Origin of the sequence: Porifericola rhodea, from assembly GCF_030506305.1 — a bacterium.
Taxonomy (GTDB): domain Bacteria; phylum Bacteroidota; class Bacteroidia; order Cytophagales; family Cyclobacteriaceae; genus Catalinimonas; species Catalinimonas rhodea.
In genome coordinates, this window is the sequence record NZ_CP119421.1 from 3759466 (window position 1) to 3782729 (window position 23264).

Consider the following 23264-nt stretch of genomic DNA (forward strand, 5'->3'; position numbering starts at 1 on the left):
ATCAGACTAATGCGAGTCTTTATCTTTTACCAGGCTTACACCCAATCTTTTGATTAATTTTTCAACAGTTAAACCTTGAACTATAATGGAGAATACTACTACTACATAAGTCACTGTGAGCAGAAATTCGCGGTTCATATCTTCAGCTAAAGATAGAGCTAGTGCAATAGAGATTCCTCCTCTTAATCCTCCCCAACTCATAATGAGGTCAGTATGAGGTACAAACTCCAAGCGCTTACTAAAGAATGCAATAGGTGCTTTCAGAACAAGGTAGCGCGATAGCAGCACTATGACTATAGCTACCAGACCAGCAATCAGGTATTGACCTTCGTAAGAAATAATCAGAAGCTCAAGACCAATCAAAACGAACAAGACAGCATTTAAGAACACATCTATCAGCTCCCAGAAACGATCCAGGTATACGCGAGTAGTCTCAGACATGGAGGTTTGTCGGGCACTGTTTCCAATAAACAAACCGGCTACAACGACTGCCAGAGGGCCTGAGAAATGCAGGCTGCTAGCTAACAAATACCCACCCATTACTATGGCTAAGGTGATCATCACCTCAGTTTCGTAATGATCAATAGTTCGCGTCAGATGAAAAGTAAGGTAACCTAAAGCCAGTCCTAAGCCTATACCTCCAATTACTTCTTCTGCAAATAGTATTGCAATCTCAGAGGCTCCTACATTGTCTATACCTTTATTTGCGATATTGAATAGAGTTAGAAAAATGACAACCCCTACACCATCGTTAAATAAAGATTCGCCTACAAATTTAATTTCCAGTTGTTTGGGTACCCCAATACTTTTAAGGATACCGAGCACAGCGATAGGGTCGGTAGGGGAGATGAGTGCACCAAAAAGTAAGCAGTGAATAAATGCTATCTGATACCCGATAAGGTAATTGGTAACGTAAAAGAAGGCAGTACCTACCAGAAAAGTAGACGTAAGCACACCTACTGTGGCAAGAATAAGGATAGGAACTCCCTGTTCTTTTAGTTTTTCCCAATCTGTATGCAGGGCTCCGGCAAACAGCAAAAAGCTTAAGAGTACATCTAGTATAAGATCACTAAAATCTATCTGGTTTATCGTATTTTCAGCAATACTGATAATTTTTTGATTGAAGGTTCCGCCTAACAAAATCAGAAGTGTAAGAATAATGGCCATAATCATCAGGCCAATAGTAGTGGGAAGCTTAAAAAAACGAACATTGATGTAGCCAAAAATGGAAGAGATAACTACAAGTAGGGTAATGATAGTAAAAATGTCCATGCAATATTTTTAATGGTGAATCATTCAATAGCAAAAATATCAATAAAAATAAGTGTAGCGCATTAAAAACAAAGTACGTAAGGCATTTTGAATAATTACTGCTGTTAAGTGTTGAGCGATATTCGCTCTGCCTTGTGTGTAACCGTGCATTTATTTCTACATAAACAGAAACAAAATGTTAATGCTCTTCCCCAATATTTTATAGCGATATAATCCTAATAATCTGTGAAACAGTAAATTATAAATTGCGGAAAGCTATTTGATTAGTTATTAATATCTTTTTAACCTAAAACCATTGTTATGCTTAAATGGACAGTAATTTTTTTAGTCATCGCTCTGATAGCCGCTGTACTTGGATTTGGAGGTATAGCAGCTGGAGCCGCAGAAATCGCTAAGATTTTGTTTTTTGTATTTTTGGTTCTTTTTGCCATCTCACTGATCATGGGATTTGTAAGACGGAAATAACTCATATGAAAAAACCCTGAAATCCATAGGATTCAGGGTTTTCCTTTTGCTTATAATTAAGCCTTCAATCAATCACTCTATTACATCCAAATTATTTGCTCAGGTAGATTTTCTGAGTACGATTTTCTGCGCGTCTTTCTGCGCTATTCTTTCATAAAATTTTACCAGCTCATCGTAGGCTTCTGCCGGAAAGTGTCCTTTCTGAGTTTTAAATTTTCTCACAAACACTATTTTTCCCTGTTCCTGCTCAAAACTTAAAGAGTACTCTCCAAACTCATTTTTGATATGAGTGGGCTCTGGTATATATTCTGGATGCATACTCTCTGGTATCAGAAAGGTGATGGAGTCAGTATCAATAAAAGCAGTTTCAACAACCACTTCATTTTTCCTCTCCTTCAGTTGAGGTGGCGTACCGTCCATCTGGTTTAACAAGTTAGGAGTAAAGAAAAAGCGCTTGCTGCTAAGTTGAGCGTACTTTTCTAGTTTTACTTCCAGACGCTCCTCTATCGTAGGGTTAGCACGCTCCTTAACTTCGTAATGGTGGTTAAGCAAAGTGAAGTTAGGAATAGATGTTTTTTGGTAAATAATTTTTTCCTGCTCATTTTTAGGGTACCGAAGTATTGGGCTGATATGCGCGTACTGCAAACCCTGGTACACAGTTCTAATCTGGGCATCTCCGTGTCCTTCTTCGTTCAGGGTAATTACTACCTTTCTGCTTTGCTGGTTTTCTTCTTGAGAGTAGCTAGTAGTATGAGCAATTTTTCCTCCCTCTTTATCCACAATCAGTACATCTCTATCGCTGGTAAAGTAGCCCAGATAGCCGAAGGGATTGTTCTGGTCGGTGCACTCCAGCCAGATGGTGTCCTGAGCCACGGGTACACAGAGTATAGCATGGTTAAACTGTGTGCTGGGAAAATCAGTAAAAATAGGTGTAGCATCTTCTCCTGCTCTTATCAGGGTGTAGTACGACTCTATACCTATTGCTTTGAGCAGCGACTGGGTATAATTAGTAAGTGCCTTACAGTCTCCGTAACCCATTTCGTCTACCACACTGGCAGGAAAAGGCTGGTATCCTCCAATACCCAGCTGTATGCTTACATATCGGGTTTTGGATTGCATATACTCATACACTTTTTTTATTTTCTCCTTTTCATCTTCAATACCTTGCACCAGGGCTCTTACTTCAGCCTGAGTTGCTAAGGGCAGATCATCACGTCCTTTGTTAAGCTTGTTGATCCACTGACCAAAACTTTTCCAGCTTTCCATATTACCAGCATAGCCTTCGTATTCAAAATCATTGGGAGCCAGGTGAATAGAAGGAAGTATTTCTGCAAACTCAGGGCTAAGAGGCTCCTTTTCCTGAGCATAGTAGTTTGTAAGTTGCCAGCTATAAGTTTTTTCATTATTAGCATTGCTCATTTTAGTCTCACCTTCAAAATTGACAGCTTTGTAGCGTACCCCCAGGTCTTTAGGAACAGTAACACTAAAGTTTGACTCTTCCACCGCCAGGTTGCGGCCACTTACCGGACTCCAACTTGGATAATAAAAAAGTCCTTTAAACTCTATTTCGTAGCTATATTCTACTGTATAAGGGTATTTGCTACTGTTGTACTCATAAAACTTAAGACGATAGTCATCATAGAGAGAGCCTGCAGAGTGAGCGCTATTATCTTCTATCTCGCTGTTTTTAGCTTTTTTTATTTCTTTACCATTTTCATCATATACCACATAATCTATGTTTTTTACCTTACGTTGAGGGTCATAATAGATAAAGAGCGGAGCAAAACGATCTCCGTAATGATTAAGAATAGTAATGGCTTTACGTACCTTTAAGGTACCTTTACTTTTAGATTCTACAATAAATGATTTCTCTTCATACCTTAAGATAGCATCAGATTTATGAGTGAGTTGCTCGTCTACTTTATGGAAAGCGTAACGAGGTACGCTGGCAGCAAATGCCATACTGCTGCCTAACAGTACCATAAGAATTATTAGAATATGTTTTCTCATTATTCAGATTTTATAGTTTTTCGCAATACAAGCTGCTCAGCCTGTTTTGATACTATGATGTTATAAAACTCCCGGAGGTGTGTGTATTCCTGTGCCAGAAACCTACTTTTATTAATCTCCAGCTTACTCACTAATTGTATAATATTGCCCATCTGCTTGGCCTGATAGGTAAAGTGGGCACTGTTTTCTGGTAGCACTACAGAAATGGCTTCGGGTAACTCTTCCACTTCGTAGCCTTCAGGTAGCTGAAGGTTAAGCATGTACATCTTAGCGTTGGGGTGCGCGTAATCTACCGGGTACGTGCGTTCATTTAGTTTAAAAGGGTTTTCGCTAATGCGGTCCGCAATCATAGGATTAATGTATATGAGCTTACCGGTCTGTACAATATCTTTTGAGCTTAACTCTAGCTCTTCTTTTACCGGCTCGTAAATATCTGACCATTGCGAAGAACTGTAGTTTTTGACCTGCCAATGACTGTTTTTTTCTTCCAGGGCTTTTTGCCTTTCTTCTACTTTCTGGTAGTAATTTTTTCTAAGGTTGAGTGCTTCATATCCATAAGACCCCAAGCTTAGTTTAATATCTAATTGTTGCTCTTCGTTGAAAGATGCATAGGCAACAACCATCTTTTGAGATGGTGATTTTTTCTGCTTATCCAGATTAATCCAACGGGCTTTTCCATCTTCGGCAATAAGTCTTCCCTGATTGTTTAGGCAACGAACAGGCAGCAGATTATGAGGACAGTTAGGTTCAGTAGCGTCCAGAAGTAATTCATTATTATCTACCTGAACATGCGCAATTACATAATTGTACTGATTCAGCATAGGGTAGGAGGGAATCATCATGCCGTGAGATCTTGTACTAAGTGCTACAGGGTTTGCCTCAAGCCCAACCGCTCTAAGCATAGCAATAAGCGTCAGGTTGATATCTGCGGCATTACCGCTCTTCTCTTCCAATGTTCTTATTGCCGACTGATTGGCGTACAGGCGTTCATTACCATTCCAGCTAACGTGATCTCTCATATAGCTGTACAGGATCGCAAGCTTTTTGGCAGGGTCCGTTTCTGTGCCTACGAGAGCTTCTGCCTGCTTCTTTAGCGCACCCTTCTTTTGAATGATCTGCCCAAAATGTTCTGCTTTTAATAAATCCTTGTCTATGTTTTCCCAGGTGGTCGCATATATCTCTGTAGCTTGTCCAGGAATACTGATACTGGCGAGCTCAAATGATATTTTCATGACATAATCCTCCATGGTAGTGATGTAGGGTTCCTCTACCAGCGCAGGCACATCTTTGGCGACAAACCTTTCAGTAAACTCAATAAATTTCAGGTTGTGATTGCTGTAGTCTGTCTTTACAGTACGGTTGTTCTCTACCCTGTTTTTTGTCGTAAAATTAAAGCTTCCGGAGCGGCTTCCGGTTTCGTGTATGCTTAATGGATAGTAGCCGCGCGTAAACTGCTGATACTTAAAGTACTCAGGAATGGCGACATTATATTCGCTCCAGATGACTGGAATGCTACTCTGAAAATGCCAGTCCTGGAAATTATAGAGAAAATCAGAAACAATTACATATTCGTATTCTATTACAGAACCGGTTTTGACTGCGGGCATTGTAAACTTGTAAAGGTCTAGATTGTCATTATATGCTTCTGTAAACTCACCATCTTTTTTAAGTTTTTCCTTTTCTACCTTGCCGTCAATAAGATTGTAGGTATAGCCCTTTAGCGTAGAAATTACTTCTTTATTTTTACCAGATTTATAGAGAGGAATTTGCGCGTCGGCCCATGTATAGCCTTCGTTTTTCAATATTTTAATTCTCGTTCTCCTTCTAAATTCCAGCTGTATGCCTGAGCTTTGATTGTACTTAAACCGGGTAGAGCCTATATCGCATAATACTACAGCGGCGGCAGTACTGTCTGGCGTATAAATTTGCATCTCTAATTCATCTTTACTGATTTTCCCAAACTTTGAGGGTTCTTCCTGTGCATATAAGGGGTAAATAGTGCAACAGAAGCAAGTCAGGATTAGGTAAAGTAGTTTGTTCATAGTAGGATAGCTGTATAAAAGTGTAATATTCATACAAATATTACATTTATAATTAAATAATGAAAATTTTAATAAAAAAAATAATATAATTATTATAACAAGTGGTGTGAATAGCTCATAGGCTTTCACAAAGGTGATTTTGTGAACATATCCGCTTTGAGAGTTACATTCATGCGCATGTACTGTTTGGTGCTGAGTACATACGCTGAGATTGTATTCATGTAAGGATACACTTATATTGTAAGCTTTAACCAACCCTAAGTATGAGAAAATTTACACTTCTACTTTTGCTAAGCATAGTATGCAACTCTTCTTTACTGGCTCAGCAATCTTACATATACTGCGGTAGCCTGATAGATGGTAAACAGGAAAAAATACAAAATGAGCTTACGCTTATTATTGAAGGTGATAAGATTAAGAGCATAGTAAAAGGATATCCAGAGCCCGATGCCGGAGCTGAGGTAATTGACCTGAAGGACAAAACGGTGATGCCAGGCTTTATAGATTTGCATGTGCATTTACAGAACCAAAGCAGCAGAGATAATTATTCTAAAGGCTTTCGTCTGAATGATGCGGATATAGCCTTAGAAGCTACCCAATATGCTAGAACTACCCTCTTGGCTGGCTTTACGACAGTAAGAGATGTAGGAGGTAATGGTGTGAACATCTCCTTACGCAATGCCATTAACCGTGGCTTTGTGGTGGGCCCCCGTATTTATACGGCAGGTAAATCTATTGCTACTACTGGTGGCCATGCCGACCCAACTAATGGCTTAAGAAAAGACCTGATGGGAGACCCAGGCCCTAAAGAAGGTGTAGTAAACGGTCCGGATGACGCCTGCAAAGCAGTAAGGCAGCGATACAAGGAAGGATCTGATATGATCAAGATTACTGCAACCGGTGGAGTACTAAGTTATGCTAAAGATGGCTCTGGCCCACAATTTACAGATGATGAATTACGCGTTATTGTAGAAACTGCTCATGATTATGGAATGCATACTGCTGCTCATGCTCATGGCGCAGCAGGGATGAAAAGAGCGGTAGCCGCAGGAATTACAACTATAGAACATGGCACTCTTATGGATGAGGAAGTAATGGATTTGATGATAGAAAAAGGTACTTACCTGGTGCCTACGCTTACTGCCGGGCGTTCAGTAGCAGACTCCGCCAAAATCAGAGGTTATTATCCGGCTATTATAGTTCCTAAAGCTTTAGAGATTGGCCCGCAGATTCAGAAAACCTTTGCTAAAGCCTATAACAGAGGGGTGAAAATAGCTTTTGGTACAGATGCTGGCGTGTTTGCCCATGGCAAAAACGCCAAAGAGTTTATGTATATGGTAGAAGCAGGAATGCCAGCAATGGAGGCAATACAATCCGCAACAGTCACTGCTGCGCAGGTTCTGGAAATGGAAGATGAGCTGGGATCGCTAGAGGAAGGTAAAGTGGCAGATATTGTGGCAGTAAAAGGTAACCCTCTTGAAGATATCAGCCTGTTGGAACAGGTAGACTTTGTGATGAAAGAGGGAAAAGTGTACAAAAACGAGTAGAGTGAACTCAATTTATTTTGCTTAAATACCTATCTATTTAACCTTAGTTTGGTATTTTAGCGCGCAAAAAATAAGCCTGTCAGGCAGATAAGATATAAATCAAATTTATTATGGGAAGAGCATTTGAATACCGAAGAGCAGCCAAAGAGAAACGCTGGGACAAAATGTCAAAAGTGTTTCCTAAGTTAGCTAAAGCTATCACAGTAGCCGCAAAAGAAAGCGGTCCTGACCCTGATATGAATGCTAAACTTCGTACCGCTATTCAGAATGCCAAGGGGCAAAACATGCCCAAAGACAATATTGAAGCGGCTATTAAAAGAGCTTCAGGCAAAGACGCTCAAGACTATGTAGAAGTTAATTACGAAGGTAAAGGCCCACATGGCGTATTGGTATTTGTTGAATGTGCTACAGATAATACTACGCGCACAGTTGCTAACGTAAAGTCATATTTCAATAAATCGGGCGGAAGCCTGGTGCCAACCGGCTCTTTAGAGTTTATGTTTAATCGTAAAGCAGTATTTGAGTTTGAAATGCCGGAAGGTATGGATATAGAGGAACTGGAACTGGAGTTGATAGATGCTGGTCTGGAAGAAATAGAAGAAGGTGAGGAAGGTAAATCATACGCTTATGCGGACTATACCAACTTTGGAGCGCTCTCACAAGCTTTTGAAGAAAAGGAAATAGAAGTAAGCAGTGCAACACTCAAACGCTTCCCTAATAATGAGGTGGAGTTTACAGAGGAGCAGATGGAAGATATAGAAAAGTTAATAGATAAGCTTGAAGATGATGACGACGTTCAGGCTGTATATACCAATATAGCATAGCGTTAAGCAATAGAATCATAAGTAAAAAGCACGATGAGAATCGTGCTTTTTTATCTTCGGTAAAATTTATTATCTCTGGATCATAGAAATGAGTTTGTTTACTTGTAATAGTCAAGATTACCTCTGACAGTCGAGGCCTATGAGATGCGCTTCTAAGGCATCTGATTCTTGGAATGTTGAGCTTTTTGGGAGGGTCTCCTCAGAGCCCCTTGACCATTCCAGTCAGTCAGACTATTCCTGGCGGGTTGCTCGCCATCAGGGCCCGCTTCCGCTTCGTCTGACACTAGTAAAGGTATAAAATTCTGATGATGAGTTTGTAACATTTTCTCCTTTGTCAGATGTAAATCTTCTTGCCAAGTTTGCATTGGGGTCCTACCATTGCAATGCTTCCCGCTGTGAGTTCTTTGCTCATTATAATAGTTAAGCCACAGGTCCAAATCCTGTTGTAACTCTTCCAGCGTTTTGTAGACCTTTTTACGAAAGGCTACTGAATAGAATTCGTTCTGCATGGTGCGGTGTAATCGTTCACAGATACCATTGGTTTGTGGACTCTTCGCTTTGGTTTTGCTGTGATCTACATCCTCTATGGCTAAGTACAACTGGTACTCGTGATGCTCGCGATTACCGCAGTACTCACTACCCCGATCCGTTAAGATGCGCAACAATGGAATCTCATACTGCTCGTAGAAAGGAACAACGCGATCATTGAGCAGATCAGCCGCTACCAGGGCGTTCTTACGATCATAGAGCTTAGCGTGGGCTACCTTGGTGTAAGTATCTACAAAGGTCTGCTGATAGATTTTGCCTACCCCTTTGATATAGCCTACGTAGTAGGTGTCCTGCGATCCTAAGTAGCCAGGGTGATACGTTTCTATTTCCCCATGGGCTACTTTCTCTTCTTTAGCTTTTTCCATCGCCGCCAGTTGTGCCTCAGTGAGAATGAGTCCTTCTTGGGCTACTTTGGCTTCTAATGCTTTCAAGCGTTTGGGAAAAGTCTCTAGCTGATGACGCAACCACACTGAGCGAACCCCACCGGGGGAGATGAAAACGTGGTTCTTCTTCAGCTCGTTGGAAACGCGTACCTGCCCCAAGGCCGGTTGTTCAATGGCCAGCTCGACTACTGCCTGTTCAACGGATGCCGCTACGCGGTTCTTAGCATTAGGCTTCTTGCGGCTCATCTCTTGCAGAGCCGCGCTACCGCCTTGTTCGTAGAGCTCTTTAAAGCGGTAGAAAGAATCTCTACTGTAGCCCATCACCTTACAGGCTTGAGATACATTGCCTAGCATCTCAGCCAGGTTTAGTAATCCTAATTTGTTCTTAATAACTTTGTCTTCGGTAGTCATGATGTAATCGGGTTTAAGTAAATGAAATGATCTCGTCAATCTCAATTTACCTAAACTGTCAGATTATGTCTTGACTATTTCAGTTTACTTTAGTTCAGGCTAGCTAGGGCTTTTTTTACCTCTGCCTCGTGGAATACAGGTAAAGAAAAATAGAATGTACTTCCTTGTCCTTCTGCGCTTTCGGCCCAGATTGTACCCCCATTTTTCTCGACAAAATCTTTACATAAGAGTAGGCCCAATCCGGTACCCTTTTCATTAGCAGTACCTGTAGTACTATTAAAACTACTTTCTTTAAAGAGTTTGTTCAGTGTCTCCTCTTTCATCCCCAAGCCAGTATCTTTTACACTAAATATGACCTGATCACCCTGGGGCGTCACCTCTAAATAAATTTCATCATTGGGTTTACAAAACTTAATAGCGTTAGAAAGTAAATTCTGTATTACAATCTGAATCATCACTTCATCGGCATAAACATAGGTATTTTCGTTAATCTTGTTTACTAACTGAACATTTTTGTGCTGAGCCTGATTTTGTAAAAGCTCTACCTTGATACTAGCCAGTCTTTTCAGGTTTACTTTCTCTTTATTAATATCTGAACCCTCTAGCTGCGTTTTAGCCCAGTGTAGAAGGTTATCCAATAAACTGGTAGTATAGTTAACGTTCTTTAGTATCTCAGAAAGCATGTAGTCAAATTCTTCTTTCTTTATGAGTCCATTTTGTATGAGACTCAGGCTGCCAAATAAGGTATTTAACGGACTACGCAAATCATGTGAAATAATAGAAAAAAGCTTGTCTTTTAGGTGGTTTAGCCTCTGTAACTTGTCAGCTTGTGCCGTTATTTCTTCTTTCTGCTGCTTTACTTCGTCATTCTTTCTTTTGAGTAAGTTATTAGCAAATGACATACTTCTACTACTGCGATACAGTACAAAGGCCAATACCGCAATTAATACAACCAGGCCTAAGAGCGCATAGATCAGATACCTCTGTTTCTCACGTATATGCTGCTCCATTTCTTTTTCTTTGGTCAGCATCTCAATTTCTCTGCGCTGCTGTTCAAATACCAGAAAATCCAGTTTTTCCTGCGTGCCTTCACTTTGAATGCTGTCTTTATATTGGTTGTAGAGGTTCAGGTAACGATAAGCGTTCTGAAAATCTTTTTTGGCATTGTACACATTAGCCAAAGTAGCGTACGATTTGTAAATTAACTCCTTAACATCAGTAGGTTCTGCTGCCTGTACCGCTTGATGTGCCAAAACCTCAGCCTTATCAATTTCGTTTTTCATCAGCATAATCTCTGAAAGAAGTTGCTTACCCCTGATAATGGTACGGGTATCATCAAACTTTCTGGCAGATTGTAAGCTTTTTTCCAGTAGGGTTTCAGCTGCCGGAAGGTCCTTTTTCCTGAACAATGCATCAGCATAATTAAAAGTTAGGCCCGGAACCATATTTGGGCGGTGTACTTTAGCTAGCGGTTGAGAGAGTTCATAAAAATGTATGGCAGAGTCTAATTCCCCTTTTTCCATATAGCACTTACCCATATTATTATAGGTAACAGCAATGCGTTCCATGTTCTTAAGACTAAAAAACATGGGAAGAGCTGCGCGGTAGGCAGCAAGCGCTGCTTCGTAGTCTGCTGCAGATCTGTAAATTAAGCCCATACTGCCAATGTTTCTGGCAACCAGATTCTGATCGCCTATTTGTTCGGCAATCTCTTTGGACTCCAGGTATAAAGACAAACCTTCTTTAAGGTTGCCCTTGCACCAGTTGGCATTTCCCATACTGTTAAGAGCCAGAGCCTGTCCTTTAGTAAAACCCAAAGCCTGGGCAAGTGAATCTGCCTGTTTAGAATATGCTATAGAAAGATCAGGCTGGGTATAAATAAGCCTGTTCGCGATCTGGTGTAAAAAGATTACTTTGTTACTATCCTCCGGCATTTTTTTGAGATCTTCCGAAGCATAGGAGTTCTGGGCATCCTGACCACTTGAGTCAGTAACCTGAGTAAGTATTAGCATAAGAAGCATACTTACTCTAACCCATAAAATTATATAGTTGAAATATGAATACATGAAGCTGATGTTAAACGACACTACATGTCTACTCGGTCTTTATTAATACATCTCTCATAAAATACGCAAAAGCCTCCTGAATAATTGTATTTTTTTAATTTATGTTACTTGTAATTGAGCTGAATGATGTACCTAAGCAGTAATTATTCAAAAATTGGAAATAAGAATGAAGTCAAAAATCCAAATGAAGTTTGGAATAGAATGGATACGGCAGTGTCAAAAAGCCTCAATCGCACTTTTTGAGGCTTATAAGCCCTAATTGCAAAAAAATATAATTAAAATCAGACGTAATATTTTTTTAAATTTTAAAGGAAGTTGTTAGGTCTAAATACTTAGTTATATTTAATCATGATAGATTGCTATCTGCAAAATTTAATGAAGCATCTTCAAATCCTGCATATATGTAAGGACTGCCATACTAATACAGGAAATTAGCTCGTTGAAAGAAAAATGTGCAGAGGAACTGTAAGCTTCTGTAATGAATAAGGTGTAGAATAAAAACAAAGGTAGTTATGAAAAAGTATGTAAACAGCTCACTATGTGTGCTGGCAGTCTGTGTGCTAGCCTCATGTGACAAAAGTGAAGATGCACCAGATCTTCGCTCCAACTTTCAGTTACTAATAGATTTCTGGAATCCGGATGGAAACAATCCTGAAATTCGTCTGGATGAACAAAATACCTCCGATGCTATTCGTATAGATTTTGATAAAACATTTGGAGGCAATGCTGTAGGCAACACCTTTACGGAGGTAGAGATAGATAACTTTAGAATTATTGATAACAGCAATACCAACTACGAGATCACCAATATTACAGCTTACGAATACCGTGACGCTCTTAATGACTGGAAGGAAGATGTAGAGTTTAGGATGGAATACGAAACCATAGAAGATCTGGCGGTAGTACTGGTACTGGACAGAAGCGAATCCTTAGGTGAAGATTTTGAAAAAGTAAAAACCTATGCCAGCAATTTTGTAAACCAGATTTTCAGCGAAACAAATCAGTTGCAGGTTGGTGTCGTAGACTTTGCTGATGAAGTAAACATGATTCCGCTTACTTCCAATATGGCCTCCGTTACCAATTACATTGAAGGGCTGGAGCAGGGTAGGTTTACTACATTATACGAAGCTATGAATACCGGGCTTACTGCTCTGGAAGAAACTAATGCCGAAGCTAAAGCTATTATAGTATTTACGGATGGTACCGATAATAACTCTAATTCTGAGTACTCACCCCAGTATTTGGAGCAGAGGATAAAAGCGAGTACAGAGGGCTCAAAAATTATCACCTTTACCATTGGGCTGGATGGCAAAGGTGGTGTAGATAAGGATGTATTAAACAAACTAACCTTAAACGGTGGGGTATCTACCTTCCCTCGCTCAGTAGACGAGCTCGCCCATGTGTTTGAAGATTTTTCTAGTGGAATAGCCAATGTTTACAAGCTAACCTATACCAGAAACCAGCAGGCGATACCCGAAGACAAAGCGGTAAAGCTACGCTTTAGTATACAGACACGTAGAAAATAAAGCTCAAAACACCAATAAAACAGCCTGACAAAGTCAGGCTGTTTTATTACACCAGACTTTAAAGCGTGTAAACAGTATACCCAACAGAGCTACGATTAAGCCTGGCTAACTTTGACAATAGAAAAAAAATCAGTAGATTCTGGAAGTATTGCAGGAAAGCTTAATATTTTAGTAACATCTGAAAAAGGTGTAAATATTAACTGCTTGATTATTTTTAAGCGCTATACCAGGATCTACCTGTAGGTAGAAAAATGAACACTACTGTTTTATGCTTAAAGTCATACCTAACGAGTCATCTGATGTAAAGAACTGGAACTTGATGAAGTCTGGTTCACAGGAGGCTTTTGAGCACCTATACGATAAATACTTTCCTCTTCTATTTCGTTATGGGTTACAGTTTAGTACAGAAAGAGCTTTGGTTAAAGATTGCCTACAGGATTTCTTTGTAGATCTATATGTACGCCGAGCCTCTTTAAGTAATGTACAACAGGTAAAAAATTACCTGTATGTATCATTCAGGCATCGTATAATACGCAAACTATCTTCCAGTCAGTTATTGCTGGAGCCTCTCACAAACGCTTACCATTTTGAGGTAGTTTTTTCTCACGAACATGCTATCATTCAGGATCAGTTGGATAGTCAGAAGCAGGCAAAGCTCCTTACTGCTTTTCAGAAACTAAGCCCTCGGCAGAAAGAAGCAATCTTCCTTAGGTTTTATGAAAATATGAGCTACGAACAGATTGCCGAAATCCTGAAAATGAAAAAAGTAAAGTATGCCCGCACGCTGGTGTATCGTTCTATAGGTGTACTAAAAGAGGGTATCAGAGATATGGACAATAGTCTGACCCTATACTCTGTTTTACCATTGTTTTTTCTCTTCTATAAACCCTCTGTACGTAGGGTATAAAATTATTTTAAAAATTCTTTCTTTTTCCTGAGGGCATCTAGCTGCTTGCTGTCTCCTTAAAGTAGCAACACTATCATACCATTGCCTTATGGATTACGAGCAATATGATCTAGAAGACTTTGTCGCTGACCCTTACTTCAAAAAATGGGTAAGAAAAGGAAATGCGAAGAGTAACGAATTTTGGGAGAGCTGGCTGGAAGCTCATCCAGAAAAGGCTGATACCATTGCCCAGGCAAAAAGCATATTGACATTTCTACAGTTTCAGGTAGATGAGGCTAGCGAAGAAGAAACGCTGGAAGTGAAGGCTAAGGTAATGTATAGAATAAAAAATGAAGGTGGGGGGAAGCCAGGGCATAAAAGTGTATTGTGGTTCTATATTTCTATTGCCGCCACAGTCATGATTATTCTTTCGGGCTCATATATAGTATGGCAGAATATGGTCAAAGATCCCTACCAATACTACCAGACGGCTTTTGCAGAGCAGCAGGAGATATTACTGGCAGACAGTACGCTAGTTAAGCTTAATGCCAATTCTACTCTAAAGGTACCTGTAAGCTGGATAGAGGGGAAACCCAGAGAAGTGTGGCTGGAAGGTGAAGCTTTTTTTGAAGTGGTAAAGCAGCCAAATGCCGCTGATGGACGCTTTATTGTACATACTTCACAACTAGAAGTAGAAGTATTAGGTACCACCTTTAACGTACAGTCCAGGCATGAAGAAACTCAGGTAGTACTTAACACAGGAAAAGTCAAACTACAAAAAACTAATATTAGCGAAGGTGAGCAGATAGTATTTCTGGAGCCGGGAGAAATGGCTACTGCCGACGCTAAGCAGTTGATTAAAAAACAGGTAAACCCACAGGTTTACTCATCGTGGAAAGATAACCGTCTATTTTTTGAAAATGAAAGTATCCGCAAAATCGCCCAGCGTCTGAAAGACACGTATGGCTATGAAGTGAAGGTTGATGAAGAACAGTGGTTGAACTACAAATTCACAGGTTCATGTCCTGCCGACGATATTTCTATATTGTTGGTAGCTCTTTCAGAAAGTTTTGATCTCAAGGTGATTCGTGTTAACAAACAAATCTACATACAACATGAAAACCCATAGTAAGTCAACACAACAAACTATCAACCTTAATTAAATGCGAGTATGAAACTAGTTTATCTACACACTAATCTTCTCAGGCGGCTTATTCTGCTATGTGCCTTAGCGGTACCCTTGCAGTTGCAGGCGCAGCAACTTGCCTCATCCGAACACTGGCGTACAGATACACAAACTGTGCAGGACAAAACTCAGGCTGCTGACAAAGTAGCTTTAAAAAAAGTACTGAGCAGCATTGCCAGTAAGTATCAGATCAGCCTCAACTACAGCGAAAAAGAGATTGAACAGCATCGCGTACAAAGTCTCTTGATGAAAAAGGATTATCGTAATCCTGAAGAGGCGCTAAGCCAGGTGCTTTCTGGCTCAGGGCTGGAGTATAAAAAAATTGGAGAAATTGATTATGTAATTCGTCCAATTACCCCTCCTTCTAACGAAAAAGCAATGAAACCCAAAGACTTTCTAGCTAATCTGGGGGGGCAGAGCTTACTGCCTCCCGTACTCAGAGAGGTTAGAGTGAATATTCAGGGTAAGGTTACCGATGATAATGATGAAGGTATACCGGGCGTTAATGTGTTAGAGAAAAATACTACCAATGGTACGATCACAGATATAGAAGGTAACTTCTCCCTGAGCGTAGAAGGAAGCGCTTCTGTACTGGTGTTTAGCTCTATAGGTTATCAAACACAGGAAGTTGCTGTGGGTGACCAGCGTGTATTTGACATCAGTATGCAAACTGATACCCGAGAGCTTTCTGAAGTGGTAGTTACCGCTTTGGGTATTGAGCGCGAAAAGCGTTCGCTAGGTTATGATGTGGCTAATGTGGAAGGTGAGCAGTTACAGCAGGTATCTCAGGAAAATGTACTGAGCTCGCTCGCAGGTAGAGTTCCCGGCCTTACCATTAACCAGACTAGTGGTCCTGGTTCTTCTATGAGCGTTATCATTCGTGGGGCTACCTCGCTGACTACCGATAACCAACCACTTTTTGTTGTAGACGGTGTGCCTATGTCTAATAGCCTGAATAACATCTCAGAAAACGGAAATGGTAACCAGGTAGATTATGGCAATGCTATTTCTGACATTAACCCAGATGATATTGCCAGTGTAAACGTGCTTAAAGGGCCCAGTGCTGCCGCATTGTACGGAACGCGTGCCGGTAATGGAGTAATCATTATCACCACCAAATCTGGCTCTAAAAACAAAAAGCTTGGTGTCTCATTCTCTACTTCCAATGTGTTTGAGCGCCCTACCAGACTTTTAGATTTTCATTATAAATATGCTAACGGTCAACGTAATGGAGTCTTCAATGAGGGCTCGGCTTACTGGGGAGGTCCCAATCTGAATGCTGGAAACACAGCTGTGCAGTGGAACAGTCCACTAGATGAAAATGGTAACCCTATTCCTACAGAACTGAGGTCTTACCCTAATGCCATGAAAGACTTTTTGCAGACAGGTATCACCTCAAATAACAACGTTGCGGTAAGTGGTGGAAATGACAAAGGAAGCTTTAGAGTTTCGTACTCCAATATGCTACACGAAGGTATGATTCCTAACTCCGACCTATACAGAAACAATCTGTCTACCGCCGTGGACTTTAATGTAACTGATAAGCTAACCTTCTCTTCAAATATTAATGTGGGGCGTACACACTCCAATGACCGCCCCAGTACAGGTGATAGAAGAGCCAATCCACTGGAAGCTGTATATGCCTCCTCTTATGTAGACTATAACCAGATGAAAGATATCTGGGAAGAAGGTCAGGAAGGTATACAGCAGATTAGAACAGATGCCGGAGACAACCCATACTTTATCGCCTATGGTATAGAAAACGCCTTTGTAAGAGATAGAATATATGGTAACCTCTCTTTGAACTACCAGTTTACTGACAAGTTCTCAATAAAAGCTCGCTACTCTTTAGACAGAGTAAATGAGAACCGGGAGACCAGAATTCCTTTCAGCTATAGCCGCGCGGCTCGCGGAGGATATTTCTTATCAGATATTTCTTCTCAGGAATCTAACACAGACATACTGGCTACCTATAATACTGAAGCCGGAGATTTTGATGTAAACTTCTCAGTAGGAGGAAACCTCATGAACAGAGAAAGCTTCAGCTCAAGTGTAGGTTCTGGCAGTAATCGGAATAATGGTTTAGTAATACCTGGCGTATACAACGTTAACAATATTCCTCTGGATAATATCAGCGTGGGTAGCAGTATTTACGAAAAAGCAATCTACAGCGTGTATGCGCTTGCTTCATTAGGGTATAGAGATATGCTTTACCTGGACATTACTGGAAGAAACGACTGGTCAAGCACTTTGCCTGTGAGCAACCGTAACTACTTTTATCCTTCTGCCTCATTAAGCTGGCTAGCCAACTATACCTTTGACATGCCACAGGAGGTATCTATGCTAAAGCTTAGAGCAGGCTGGGCTAAAGTAGGTAATGATACTGATCCATATCGATTAGATCCTTCTCTTAGTACAGGCAATTACAATACAGTTACTACTGTAGGTGTACCTGCGGGGCTACTGAACCCTGAGCTTAGGCCAGAAGAAGCTACGTCTATAGAAGGTGGAATTGACCTTAACCTTTTTAACGATCGCTTCAGGTTTAGTGGTACCTACTATACCATGGACAATGTAGACCAGATCTTTGCTATAGATATACCTCAGTCTTCAGGTTTTAGCAGTAAGTTAATCAATGCCGGACTAATCCGTAGCCGTGGATGGGAGTTTACCCTTGGTGGTACACCAATTCAGCAGGATGGCTGGACCTGGAATGTAGATTTCAACTGGAGCAAAAACACTACTACTGTAGAAGAACTGGCCGAAGGTATGGAGTTTATTACCCTCTGGGGAGAAAATGGCGGAGGAGCCATAACTAAAATTGGTGAAGAAATTGGCAATATGTACAGCGCTGGATATGCATATGTACAAGACGAAAATTCCCCTTATTACCGTTGGCCAATTCTTACAGAAAATGGTGAGTGGATAGAAGTGTCTGGCATAGAAAATATGCGCCATGTAGGCAATTTTAATCCAGACTTTATCATGGGTATGCAAACCTCATTAAACTTTAAAAGGTTTACCCTGAGCGCCAGTCTGGACTGGAGGCAGGGGGGTGAGTTTATGTCATTTACTTATCGTTATGGCGAGTCTGACTGGAAGTCGCAGCGTCAGTTAGACAACCTGATACCAGGAGGGCAGTATACAGCGGATGAACTAATAGCCTTACTTAAGTCAGACCCGGAAAAATACATCATACCTGAAGCTGGTAATTACCCCAGAGTAGGAGGGCATACCTCAGAGACAGGAGGCTTTCCTATAGATGATGACGGTAATGATGGTGCATTTGTACCCGGTGTTATCCAAACCTCTGGTGCCGATACACCAGATGACTTCAGTGACGATGAATACACCGAACATTTAGGTGGAGCAGGCACAAATGTATACCCTATTACTAACACTTACCCCTGGGATTTTAACGAGCAGGTTACCTTTGATGCTTCTTTTATCAAGCTAAGAGAGCTTTCGCTGGCGTATCAGCTACCTAATCTTGGTAGAATTAGTAATGCCTCCATTGCAGTTTACACTCGTAATATTATGCTATGGACTGCGGCAGACATTGGTATAGATCCTGAAAGAGCCTTTCAGGCACACAATGGCACCCAAGGAGATACTAAAAGTCAGTTCAGGCAGGGAATGGAGCGTCAGAATGTGATGCCCTGGAGTGTGCCCATTGGTTTTAAATTGAACTTTAATTTTTAATAACAGCCCATAAATTATTAGTAATGAAGACTGTTTTAAATATAAAAAAGACCTTAATCATTATGCTGAGCCTACTGGTAATTTCAGCATGTGAAGACACGCTTACGGAGATGAATGTCAATCCTAATGGCATTGACCCTTCTACGGCAAACCCTAATTTATTGATGCCTTCTGTGCTGGCGCCGTCAGCGCAGCGTTACCTGGAATTAGGCTTTGGTGATATGGCAGGGGCGGTGCAGCATACACAGAAAAATGGTTGGTACTCAGCCCACAATCACTACGATTGGAGTGCCACAGACTGGAGTAACTGGTATGGTATACTTAGAACAAATTCACTTTTGGAAGAAAGAGCAATAGAGATGGAATACCCCTTCTTTGAAGGGGTTGCCCTGACTATGAAATCGTTCATTTATGGCAATATCACTGATATGTGGGGCGATGCTCCTTACATCAATGCTGTTCAGGGAGATGAAGGGGGCGAAACTAACGAACGACCTGTTTTTGATAGCCAGGAAGTAATATACGAAGGTATTCTTGCTGATCTGGAAAGAGCAGCCACCCTGTTTGAAACAGCCAGCTCCGAGCCGGTAAATAGCAGTGCTGACCTATACTTTGGTGGCGATACTGAAGCCTGGCAACGCTTTGCCAACTCCTTGCTTCTCAGGTACTATATGCGTATTTCTGTAAAAAAACCTGAAGTTGCCAAAGCAGGAATAGAGTCCGTATATTCCAGTGGAAAATACCTTAAATCAGCAGACCAGGACGTTACACTGGACTATACTGGTGGCGCTAATGATGTATGGCCCTCACTCTACAATGATGTGGATGACTTTACCAGATGGCAGGCCTGCCAGACGCTGATAGAGCAGCTAACAACCACCGATGACCCTCGCCTGACAGTATGGTTTGACTCTGTAGCAGTACAATGGGTGGCAGATGCTGAGCTGGCAGTAGCAGAAGAAGATGTACTCAGAGCCAATGGTGAAATTGTTTCAGATGGCGCTCTTACTTATTCTTACCTACAGTTCATGGATATGCGCAATACTAAGTTTACCCGTCGCTTTAATCCCGATGAGCTTTCGTATGATACCGGCCTGTATGTAGGTTTACCTCCCGGCCTCACAATTCCAGAGTCATACAATGGCAATCCCGATCCAGGACAGGGCACACGCAATCAGCATGTATCTCAACTTGCTCCTATTTACGCTACAGCTGGCACCAGTGGAGATATATTACAGGCAAGGTTGATATCTTCCGCAGAAGTGAGTTTTATTCTGGCAGAAGCAGCCCTCAAAGGATGGAATGTCGGTAGTCCAGAAACGCATTACTATAACGGTATCCAAAATTCTCTGGATACCTGGGGTAAGGGAGCGATGTATGATGACTTCATCCAACAGCCACGGGTAGTATTTGACAACTCGCTGGAGCAGGTAATGACCCAAAAGTGGATTGCCAGCTGGACCGCCGCTACCGAAGCCTTTATGGATTATCGCAGAACAGGCTTCCCTCAGTTAAGTGTAGGGCCTGCCTCTGACCAGCCGGTAGTGGCGCTACGTTTGCCTTACGGTAATGATGAGCTGGATAATAATACTGCTAACGTAAATGCTGCTATAGATAGATTAGAAGTAACTCCGTATACTGGAGCAGTTGGCCCTAACAGCCCCTGGTCTAAGATGTGGTTACTGCAAGGAACAGGTAATCCCTGGTAGTTGAGTCTGGGCTTTACTTTGGTATAAGCCAAATTTTTTAGGGCGGGGCTTATTGCTCCGCCTTTTATTACCCAAATTGAATGAAGAAGCTATTTGATTAAATATTAAACGAAATATGCACTTTTACCAAGCTATGCGCTATACACTATTTTTAGTACTATTCTCCTTAATCCTAACCAGCCGGGCGCAACCAGGCTCCCCTTTTCTGGATAAAAATGACCCGGAATACGCCAGAAAAATGGCGCTAAGAATGGGTATGGATGTAAAGCTACTTTTTCCTTCCGCAGTGCCAGATCGTTTAATTTTAAACCTCACCGAAAACCCTCTCTCCTCAGTAGCTGTAAATTGGAGAACAGATACTACAAAAACTAGCGGCTGGGTAGAGGTAGCCGAAGCTACCCATGGTCCTGAGTTTATCAACAATGTACGAAAAATACAGGCCAGTACCGAGCAGTTGAAAGTTAGTGTGGCCGATGAGCCCGATGTAATTGCCAACTATCATGCTGCCCTCATCAACGAGCTGGAGGCAGGAACAAAATATGTATACCGCGTAGGAGAGGGAGAGCACTGGAGCGAATGGATACAGTTTGAGATGCCTGATGAAAATAAATCTCTCTCTTTTCTCTACTTTGGCGATGCACAGAATGACGTAAAGTCAATGTGGTCACGGGTGATAAGAGAAGCTTACAAAACCATGCCCGAAATAGACTTTATGTTACATGCCGGAGACCTTATTAACCGTCATAATCGTGATATTGAGTGGGGAGAGTGGTTTCATGCTGGCTCCTTTATTCATGCTAGCATTCCCAGTGTTATGACACCAGGCAACCACGAATATAAAAATGTTGTTCTGTCGCCTCAATGGAGACCTCAGTTTAACTTACCACTCAATGGGCCAAAGGGTCTGGAAGAAACCTGTTATCAGATCAACTATCCTAACCTCAAGCTTATTTCGTTGGATGCAGAGCAAATAGATGAGTCTGAAACTCTTCGTAAAGCACAGTTGCACTGGCTGGACTCTATCCTTCAAAATGATCCTCGCCAGTGGACTGCTATTACACTGCATTACCCTTTTTACTCTACCAACCCCAGCCGGGATAATGCCGAACTACGAGAATATTTTAAGCCTATAGTAGACAAGCATCAGGTAGATATTGTACTGCAAGGTCACGATCATGCCTACGGTCGCGGAATGATCAGCAACGTAGCTAGTGGAAGTCAGGTGGTTTCAGAGTCATCAGGTACTATGTATGTAGTATCTGTATCCGGGCCTAAAATGTACGAAGTATCGGATGATCCTTGGATGTTTCGTAAAGCTGGAAACACTCAGTTATTTCAAATCATTACGATTGAAGGCGATATGCTAAACTACGAAGCCTATACAGCTAGCGGTGAGTTGTACGATGCGTTCCAGTTGCAAAAACAGAAGGGTAAACCTAACCGTCTGCTTAACAAAATACCCGATTTCTCGGAAAGGCATTAAACTTTCACCATTTACAATGAATAGCGAGCAACTACTGTCCATAACATCAAAAAATTAGATATATTCAGCATATAAACTACTCAATCACATTCATGAACTATCAATCTACCATACGCTTAATGAGTTTGTGTTTCTTGTTGGCTTGTAGTGCGAATACGCAAGACAGGCCACAAGAAACTACTACTACTGCCAATGCCATTGAATACCCGGTCAAAGATTTTGTGTTTAACGATGACCAACCCTTTCCGCAATGCCATGCTTCTACCTTAATCCGTTTGGATGACGGGCAGTTTCTTGTGGCCTGGTTTGGGGGTAAGCACGAGAAAAACGATGATGTGGGTATATGGCTTACCAAAGGCAGACCTGGCCAATGGAGCAGCCCGCAAGAGGTAGCCAAGTTGAGACAAGACCCACACTGGAACCCGGTGCTTTTTCAGTCAGAAGAAGGGGAAGTTTATCTGTATTTTAAAGTAGGCAAAGAGATAGATGAGTGGGAGACCTGGCTGATGACCTCAACTGACGAAGGCGAGAACTGGAGCGAAGCTACCGAACTGGTACCTGGAGACCGGGGTGGGAGAGGGCCGGTAAGAAACAAGCCCATCATCCTTTCTGATGGCACCTGGCTGGCAGGTGCTTCCAAAGAAACCAACAGAGTATGGGATGCCTTTGTTGATCGTAGCGAAGATCAGGGAGAGAGCTGGGAGGCTACCCCCTTTTTAGAGCTGGACCGCAGCGAAGTAGAAGGTGAAGGAGTCATACAGCCTACCTTATGGGAGTCTGAACCCGGACATGTACATATGCTTATTCGCAGCTCTGCGGGTGTTATCTGCCGTAGCGATTCTGAAGATTATGGCAAAACCTGGTCGCCTATCTACAAAACGGAGCTACCCAACCCTAATAGCGGTATAGATCTGGCTCAGCTTGAAGATGGTACTCTGGCACTAGCCTATAACCGTGATGATGAAAACTGGGGGGCTCGCGCACCACTTTCTATTGCCCTCTCTTTTGACAACGGCAAAACCTGGCCCCGCATGCTGGATGTAGAAAAAGGAGGAGAAGATGATGAGTTTTCTTACCCTGCCATCATCAGCTTTGGAGATTCCTTAGCGCTAACCTACACCTGGCAAAGAGAAAAAATTGCTTTTTGGATAGGTACTAAAGACGATATACCATCTAGTCCGTTGGCATTAGAATCTCTGTAGT

At 41.6% G+C, this 23264-nt stretch carries 14 protein-coding genes and 1 pseudogene; 10 read left to right on the plus strand and 5 right to left on the minus strand.

Annotation, left to right across the window (positions count from 1 at the left end):
• Nucleotides 1-6: 6 nt before the first annotated feature.
• Nucleotides 7-1272: a cation:proton antiporter gene (locus tag PZB74_RS15500; RefSeq protein ID WP_302237678.1), complete on the minus strand. Its 1266-nt coding sequence runs from the start codon at nucleotides 1270-1272 to the stop codon at nucleotides 7-9.
• Between the two features lie 300 nt (nucleotides 1273-1572).
• Here PZB74_RS15500 and PZB74_RS15505 point away from each other — a divergent pair, with 300 nt between their 5' ends.
• The gene (locus PZB74_RS15505) at nucleotides 1573-1737 is read left to right on the plus strand and encodes a DUF1328 domain-containing protein (RefSeq protein ID WP_302237680.1); all 165 of its coding nucleotides are present in this window, start codon (nucleotides 1573-1575) and stop codon (nucleotides 1735-1737) included.
• 99 nt (nucleotides 1738-1836) lie between these two features.
• Here PZB74_RS15505 and PZB74_RS15510 read toward each other — a convergent pair whose 3' ends face one another.
• On the minus strand, nucleotides 1837-3747 hold the full coding sequence (locus PZB74_RS15510) for a DUF3857 domain-containing protein (RefSeq protein ID WP_302237681.1): 1911 nt from the start codon (nucleotides 3745-3747) through the stop codon (nucleotides 1837-1839).
• A complete protein-coding gene (locus PZB74_RS15515) occupies nucleotides 3747-5789 on the minus strand; it encodes a transglutaminase family protein (protein WP_302237683.1) in 2043 nt (680 codons plus the stop codon). Before PZB74_RS15515 ends, PZB74_RS15510 begins: the two co-directional genes overlap by 1 nt.
• Nucleotides 5790-6052: 263 nt before the next feature.
• On the opposite strand from PZB74_RS15515, the gene PZB74_RS15520 reads away from it, so the two are divergent.
• Together PZB74_RS15520 and PZB74_RS15525 are read left to right on the plus strand one after the other, a co-directional pair.
• On the plus strand, nucleotides 6053-7336 hold the full coding sequence (locus PZB74_RS15520) for a metal-dependent hydrolase family protein (RefSeq protein ID WP_302237686.1): 1284 nt from the start codon (nucleotides 6053-6055) through the stop codon (nucleotides 7334-7336).
• Nucleotides 7337-7446: 110 nt separating this feature from the next.
• The gene (locus tag PZB74_RS15525) at nucleotides 7447-8160 is read left to right on the plus strand and encodes a YebC/PmpR family DNA-binding transcriptional regulator (protein ID WP_302237688.1); all 714 of its coding nucleotides are present in this window, start codon (nucleotides 7447-7449) and stop codon (nucleotides 8158-8160) included.
• A gap of 317 nt (nucleotides 8161-8477) precedes the next feature.
• Here the strand turns inward: PZB74_RS15525 and PZB74_RS15530 are convergent.
• Together PZB74_RS15530 and PZB74_RS15535 are read right to left on the minus strand one after the other, a co-directional pair.
• Nucleotides 8478-9503: pseudogene (locus tag PZB74_RS15530) on the minus strand (IS481 family transposase); the annotation flags it as partial.
• An 89-nt stretch (nucleotides 9504-9592) separates the two neighbouring features.
• Nucleotides 9593-11515: an ATP-binding protein gene (locus PZB74_RS15535; RefSeq protein WP_302237690.1), complete on the minus strand. Its 1923-nt coding sequence runs from the start codon at nucleotides 11513-11515 to the stop codon at nucleotides 9593-9595.
• A gap of 566 nt (nucleotides 11516-12081) precedes the next feature.
• On the opposite strand from PZB74_RS15535, the gene PZB74_RS15540 reads away from it, so the two are divergent.
• The 7 genes from PZB74_RS15540 (at nucleotide 12082) to PZB74_RS15570 (ending at nucleotide 23263) form a co-directional block, all read left to right on the plus strand.
• Nucleotides 12082-13095, plus strand: a complete 1014-nt coding sequence (locus tag PZB74_RS15540; RefSeq protein WP_302237692.1) for a vWA domain-containing protein — start codon at nucleotides 12082-12084, stop codon at nucleotides 13093-13095.
• A 268-nt stretch (nucleotides 13096-13363) separates the two neighbouring features.
• The gene (locus PZB74_RS15545) at nucleotides 13364-14002 is read left to right on the plus strand and encodes an RNA polymerase sigma factor (RefSeq protein WP_302237694.1); all 639 of its coding nucleotides are present in this window, start codon (nucleotides 13364-13366) and stop codon (nucleotides 14000-14002) included.
• A gap of 88 nt (nucleotides 14003-14090) precedes the next feature.
• The gene (locus tag PZB74_RS15550) at nucleotides 14091-15110 is read left to right on the plus strand and encodes a FecR family protein (protein ID WP_302237697.1); all 1020 of its coding nucleotides are present in this window, start codon (nucleotides 14091-14093) and stop codon (nucleotides 15108-15110) included.
• Nucleotides 15111-15152: 42 nt separating this feature from the next.
• Entirely contained in the window at nucleotides 15153-18869 is a 3717-nt protein-coding gene (locus tag PZB74_RS15555; RefSeq protein ID WP_302237699.1) for a SusC/RagA family TonB-linked outer membrane protein, read from the plus strand.
• A gap of 62 nt (nucleotides 18870-18931) precedes the next feature.
• Entirely contained in the window at nucleotides 18932-20578 is a 1647-nt protein-coding gene (locus tag PZB74_RS15560; protein WP_302237702.1) for a SusD/RagB family nutrient-binding outer membrane lipoprotein, read from the plus strand.
• Nucleotides 20579-20711: 133 nt separating this feature from the next.
• The gene (locus tag PZB74_RS15565; RefSeq protein WP_302237703.1) at nucleotides 20712-22061 is read left to right on the plus strand and encodes a purple acid phosphatase family protein; all 1350 of its coding nucleotides are present in this window, start codon (nucleotides 20712-20714) and stop codon (nucleotides 22059-22061) included.
• Between the two features lie 92 nt (nucleotides 22062-22153).
• A complete protein-coding gene (locus PZB74_RS15570) occupies nucleotides 22154-23263 on the plus strand; it encodes a sialidase family protein (RefSeq protein ID WP_302237705.1) in 1110 nt (369 codons plus the stop codon).
• The last annotated feature ends 1 nt before the right edge of the window (nucleotide 23264 follow it).